This window comes from Acinetobacter sp. UBA3025, from assembly GCF_002367915.1.
Classification (GTDB): domain Bacteria; phylum Pseudomonadota; class Gammaproteobacteria; order Pseudomonadales; family Moraxellaceae; genus Acinetobacter.
This window is the reverse complement of record NZ_DFDO01000084.1, coordinates 1-6,417: the sequence shown is the minus strand read 5'-3', so window position 1 is coordinate 6,417 and position 6,417 is coordinate 1. Positions and strand designations below refer to the sequence as shown.

5 protein-coding genes are annotated in these 6,417 nt (G+C 41.7%); all 5 read left to right on the top strand.

The genetic code is table 11. The features are described 5' to 3' along the window. Positions 1-5 precede the first annotated feature (5 nt). Positions 6-554: a GNAT family N-acetyltransferase gene (locus B4J23_RS03345; RefSeq protein ID WP_125278353.1), complete on the top strand. Its 549-nt coding sequence runs from the start codon at positions 6-8 to the stop codon at positions 552-554. A gap of 539 nt (positions 555-1,093) precedes the next feature. Then, complete coding sequence (locus B4J23_RS03340; RefSeq protein ID WP_004786195.1) at positions 1,094-1,969, top strand: MetQ/NlpA family ABC transporter substrate-binding protein; 876 nt, start codon at positions 1,094-1,096, stop codon at positions 1,967-1,969. 72 nt (positions 1,970-2,041) lie between these two features. Continuing rightward, positions 2,042-3,067: a methionine ABC transporter ATP-binding protein gene (locus B4J23_RS03335; protein ID WP_125278354.1), complete on the top strand. Its 1,026-nt coding sequence runs from the start codon at positions 2,042-2,044 to the stop codon at positions 3,065-3,067. Then, positions 3,064-3,759 carry a methionine ABC transporter permease gene (locus tag B4J23_RS03330; RefSeq protein WP_004786199.1) on the top strand — a complete coding sequence of 232 codons (696 nt, stop codon included), beginning with the start codon at positions 3,064-3,066 and terminating at the stop codon, positions 3,757-3,759. Before B4J23_RS03335 ends, B4J23_RS03330 begins: the two co-directional genes overlap by 4 nt. A 596-nt stretch (positions 3,760-4,355) precedes the next feature. Beyond that, positions 4,356-6,417, top strand: a 2,062-nt coding sequence (gene dnaE, locus B4J23_RS03325; protein WP_291358755.1) for a DNA polymerase III subunit alpha, incomplete at its 3' end; no start/stop codon positions are given.

The window sequence follows — 6,417 nt, the reverse complement described above, 5'->3', positions numbered from 1 at the left end:
AAAAAATGACTACCCATCTACAAACCCCTCGCCTGATCCTGCGCCAATGGAACGACTCCGATACTGCCCCATTTATCCAAATGTGTGCAGATGAGGATGTCATGCGTTATTTTCCCGCTCCACTGACATCTAAACAAAGCCTACAATTTATTGAAAAAGTAACACGGCAAATTAATCAGTATGGTTGGGGCTTATGGGCAGTTGAACTAAAACAGACTAAAGAATTTATTGGTTTTATCGGCCTGCAACCCCAACCTGAATTGTTTGAGTTTTCACCCTGTATTGAAATTGGCTGGCGGCTAGCAAAAAAATATTGGCATCAAGGTTATGCGACTGAAGGTGCACGTGCAGTATTGGATTACGCGTTTACCACTTTAGGTTTGGATAAAGTTGTGTCTTTTACTGCCACAGTCAATACACCATCCGAAGCAGTGATGAAAAAGATAGGCATGGTAAAGACTCAAGAATTTCAGCATCCAAAGCTGCCGGAAGATCACCCTTTATGTTGGCATGTATTGTATGAAATCAATCAAATTAATTACTCAGGCAAATAAGACACGGCTTAAATCCTCCTTAAGCGTTTATTAAAAAAGATTTTTCAGTAGTTCAATGAGCTAGTAGATTTACCCATGTTTATTCATTTTTATGATTTCTATTGGATAAATACTTATAAAGATCAATATTTAAGTGATCAGAAATTTTGGCTTATCTTCAATAAAAATAATATATTGTATTCATTAATATTTTGATCATTTTCATTCAATTTATATTCTATTAAAAAGATAAGTAAATAGTTTTTATCCACTATATTGAATAAATAATAATTGCTATGATTGCGCCCATTCAGAGCACCAAATTTGACTATATCTTTTATAAAACCTCTATTTACTCTCTCCAAATAGGGAATCTCTATAGTGGTTTGGTGAACTCTGACCCGATCGAATTAACGTGAACTGTTGCAGTACATTTGCATTTTCCCTGCCGGAGCCACATGCGACTCGATCTAAGGTCAGCTGAAAGTGTAATAAAACTCCACTTTAACATGACCTTAAAATGCATATACTTTAGGCAACACGAAAATTAGGACATCTTTATGAAAAAGCTACTTGGCGTTTTACTCAGTGCATCTGTACTGACTTTAACTGCATGCGGAAAACAAGAAGCGCCTGCAACGGATGCAGCACAAAACAAAGACTCAGGTGAACTGCAAACTGTTACTATGGCATCTACTGGTTCAGATGCTGACGTATGGCGCTACATTTCAACTTTGCCTGAAACTAAACAAGCCGGCATCAAACTTGATGTGAAAAACTTCACTGACTATGTGGCGATGAATACTGCTGTTGCCAACAAAGAAATTGATGTCAACGCATTCCAGTCTTATGCCTATATGGTTGCTTATAACGACGCCAATACTCAAAAGATCGCTCCGCTTTCTACGACTTATCTTGAGCCAATGGGGATCTACTCAAGCAAAGTAAAAAAAGTAGAAGAATTTAAAACAGGTGCGACGATTGCAATTCCAAACGACGGCGCGAATGAATCACGCGCATTGTTATTATTACAATCTGCTGGTCTGGTAAAACTTAAACCAAACTTTGACCTGGTAAAAGGCACGCCTGCTGACATTACTGAAAATGCGAAACAGATTGTGATTAAGCCAATTCAAATGGCGACTGCAGTTCGTGTGAAAGATGAAGTTGATGCGATTGTTCTAGGTAATACTTTGGCAATGGAAGGTGGTCTGAACGTATTGAAAGATGCGATCTATTACGAAGCGATTGATCAAAGTACTAAAATGAATGTTAACGTTTTAGCTGTCGCTGCTGACCGTCAAAATGATCCTGTACTTCAAAAAGTTGGCCAGTTGTATCATACTCCTGCTGTGAAAGCCTATGTTGATGAACACTTCGGTGGTACTAAAGTTGCTGTCAATAAACCAGTGACTTATTTAACCGAAGAAAAGTAATACAATAATCAATATTCAGAACAGGCAAGATTTCTTGCCTGTTTTTTTATTCGTGATGCAGTATTTGACACTATGATTGAATTTAAAGACATCTCCAAACAGTATGAGCTCAAGGGTCAAACCTTACGTGCCTTGAATCGGATCAATTTACAGATTCCAACCGGCAGTATCTTTGGTATTATTGGCTATAGTGGTGCTGGTAAAAGTACCCTGATCCGCCTGATTAATCTGCTTGAACGCCCAACGTCTGGTCAGGTGATTATCAATGGCACGAACTTTACTGCTTTGGATGCCAAATCATTGCGTCAGGAACGTACCCAGATCGGCATGATTTTTCAGCATTTTAACTTGATGCAGACTAAAACAGTGGCTGCCAATATTGAAATGCCAATGAAGTTGCTTGGCTGGAGTAAGGCTGAACGGGAAAAACGTCTCGAAGAACTGCTGGATTTTATTGACCTAAAACATAAGCGTCATGCTTTTCCGGACGAGTTATCAGGCGGTCAAAAGCAGCGTGTCGGTATTGCGCGTGCCCTCGCGAATCATCCCAAAATTCTGCTGTGTGATGAAGCAACTTCTGCTTTAGATCCGCAAACCACCAAATCTGTACTGCAATTGCTGAAACGTATTAATCAGGAACAAGGCATTACCATTGTCATGGTGACTCATGAAATGGATGTAATTGAAACCGTATGTGATTATGTGGCTGTCATGGAAAAAGGCGATGTGATTGAGACTGGTTCTACCCTACAGATCTTTAGTCAGCCGCAACATCCAACGACCAAAAACTTTATTCAGACTGTACTCCAGCAGAACTTGCCAGTAAATATTCTGGCGAATCTGGAAAATCAGAATCATCACAGTATTTATTGTTTAAAATTCCTGGGCAGCTCAGCGCAGGAAACCGTGATTCAAGGTGTGATCAAACAGTTTGATGTCAGTTTAAATATCCTGTTTGCCAATATGACAGAAATTAATGGTTCAGTGATTGGCCAGATGTTTATCCAACTTTTAGGCGATCCAGCGCAAATCATAGCGGCAATGCAATATCTGAGAGATAACGGCGTACAAGTAGATCAGGCAGGAGTACAAGAATGAGAGACTTAATTGTACAGTGGTTGACCACTATTACTGCGCCATTCTGGAAAAGTTCACTATCGATGGATCAGTTTGTTACTGCACTGCAAGAAACCTTTCACATGGTGTTCTTCGCAATGCTGTTTGGCTGTATCTGGGGCTTTATTCAGGCGATCATTTTACTTGTCACTCGCCCAAACGGGATTCTGCCAAACCGTGTGATTTATCATGCTCTAAACCCGATTGTGAATGCACTGCGTTCCCTACCCTTTATTATTCTGCTGATTGCAGTTATTCCCTTAACAAAATTCTTGGTCGGTACTTCTATCGGTACTTGGGCAGCGATTGTACCTCTAACTATTTATGTCGGTCCTTATATCGGCCGTCTGGTAGAAACTTCTCTACTGGAAGTGAATGAAGGCATTATCGAATCTGCACAAGCGATGGGAGCAACGCCAATGCAGATTATCTTTAAGTTTATTCTGCCAGAAGCACGTAGCTCACTGATTCTGAACCTGACCACAGCAACCATTAGCCTGATTGGTGCAACCGCAATGGCAGGTGCTGTCGGCGCTGGCGGTATTGGTGACTTAGCGATCTCTTATGGTTATCAGCGTTTTGATACATCCGTGGTGATCATGACCGTGATTGTCTTATTGATTCTGGTGCAGATTGTACAAAGTGTTGGCGACTGGTTATCGCGACTTCGTTAAGCTAAATTCCTAAGTAAATAAAGCCCTCTTTTTGAGGGTTTTATTTTCTACCCATAAAAATATCTGCATCTTAAACATCGAAGCGAACATTTGATACATGGCTTAGCAGCATGGATGCTGCCGTTGATCTGTCTTACACAAGCTTTAAAGCAATGCTTAAAGCTTGCTCAGGAAGTGCCATCAGATCAACGAGGGGTTTTGTTACTTTTGGCCCGTCAAAAGTAAGGCATAACTACTCAAAATTTAAAGTAAAGTAAAAATAATGAAATTCTAATTTTCAAATAACTTTATGAATAAACTTACTGACACTTGAAATTCTTCTTTTACTTTTGAAAGATGAATAGCACTGCTATGCAAGGTAACAAAAATCTTCTGTTAGCTTGATGATACGTCCCAGTATCACAAGCCAACGGCGACATCCATGTCGCCTCATACAAATTCAATTTGGGTGCGTAGTTCTATTTCGATAAAATGATAAGCATAGCTTTAAGTCAATTCTAATTCACAATCTAAAAGTTCAGCATTTCCCCTCAATTTCAAACTGAAACAATAAATCCCGTGCTAAACTATCGAGTGGTTTTTGCAGGGACTCATTTATGCACTTTGTTCATCTTGGTATTCATACAGAATTTTCGATTACTGAATCCATCGTACGTATACCTGACTTGGTCAAAGCTGCTGCGAATGAAGAGATGCCAGCACTCGCGCTGACTGACTTATCCAATCTACATGCTGCTGTTAAATTCTATAAAAAATGTTTGGATAAAGGCATCAAACCGATTCTTGGCTCTGAAATTCGTCTGAATGATGCTGAGCATCGGGTTACCCTGCTTTCCATGACCAACAAAGGCTGGCGCAACCTGACCGAACTGGTGTCAGAAGGTTATATCAGCGGCCAGCAACTGGATATTCCTTGCGTACAAAAAGATTGGATCTTGAATCAGCACGATGACATGATCGTATTGCTCGGTATGCAGTCCGATGTCGGCAAAATGCTGATTACTTCAAATCCCGATAAAGCTGAACCGCTACTGCAAGAATGGGTAGAGAAATTTGGAAATCGTGTTTATCTCGCCCTCACCCGCACTGGCCGTGCTAATGAAGATACTTTCATTGAAGAAGCGGTAAAGCTCGCAAAGAAATATAATATTGGTGTAGTTGCACATAATGATGTGCATTTTATTGCACGCGAAGACTTTGAAGCACATGAAGCGCGTGTCTGTATCGCAGATGGTTATGTGCTTGGTGATAATCGCCGTCCTAAAACTTATAGCCCTGAGCAATATTTTAAAAGCTCAACAGAAATGGCGGAACTGTTTAGCGATATTCCAACCGCGATTGAAAACACCTTCCATATCGCAAAACGTTGTAATGTCACCCTACGTTTAGGTTTCAACGATCTACCAGATTATCCAATTCCTGAAGGCCATACTATTGACACCTACTTCGCACATTTATGTGAAGAAGGTTTAGAAGAACGCCTGAACTTCCTGTATCCACCAGAAAAACGTGAAGAAGACTGGCCTATAATCCGTCAGCCTTATGATGAACGTCTGGCCTTTGAGATCAAGATTATTCTGGATATGGGCTTCCCAGGGTACTTCTTGATCGTCATGGACTTCATTCAATGGTCCAAAGGAAATGGCGTACCGGTAGGTCCGGGCCGTGGTTCAGGTGCGGGTTCCCTCGTAGCCTATAGTTTGAAAATTACCGATCTTGATCCTCTGCGCTATGACCTGCTGTTCGAACGTTTCTTGAACCCGGAACGTGTTTCGATGCCCGACTTTGACGTCGATTTCTGTATCGCTGGTCGTGACCGCGTAATTGACTATGTGGCACGGACTTATGGTCGTGATGCGGTATCGCAAATTGCGACTTTCGGTACCATGGCAGCGAAAGGTGCGATTCGAGATGTAGCCCGTGTACTCGGTAAATCTTATGGTCTGGCCGATCGTATTTCTAAACTGATTCCGACCAAGCCTTTGGGTTTAAGTCTGGAAGAATCGTTAGAAGCCGAACCCCAACTAAAAGATATTGTTACCAATCCATCCAATCCAGATTATGACGATGCTTCAGAAATCTGGGAAATGGCACTCAAGCTGGAAGGCATTACCCGTAATACGGGTAAACATGCGGGTGGTGTGGTTATTGCACCAACCAAGCTGACCGACTATTCAGCCGTGATGTGTGATGCAGATGGTACAGCGCGTGTTGCCCAGTTCGATAAAGACGATGTCGAAGCTGCCGGTCTGGTCAAATTCGACTTCTTAGGCCTACGCAACCTGACCGTTATTGAAGATGCCATCAAGCACATCAATGCCCGTCCAGACGTCACTGAACCAGTGAATATTTCCTATATTCCTCTGGATGACAAGCCGGCCTATAACATCTTTGCGACGGCGAATACCACCGCGGTATTCCAGTTTGAATCCGTTGGCATGAAGAAGATGTTGAAGGAAGCACGTCCAAGTAAGTTCGAAGAAATTATTGCCTTCGTATCACTATATCGTCCGGGTCCAATGGATCTGATTCCTGACTTTATCCACCGTATGCACGGCGGTGAGTTTGAATATCTGCATCCTCTGCTTGAAGGCGTATTAGAGCCAACTTACGGGATTATGGTGTATCAGGAACAGGTCATGCAGGCTGCACAGTTCT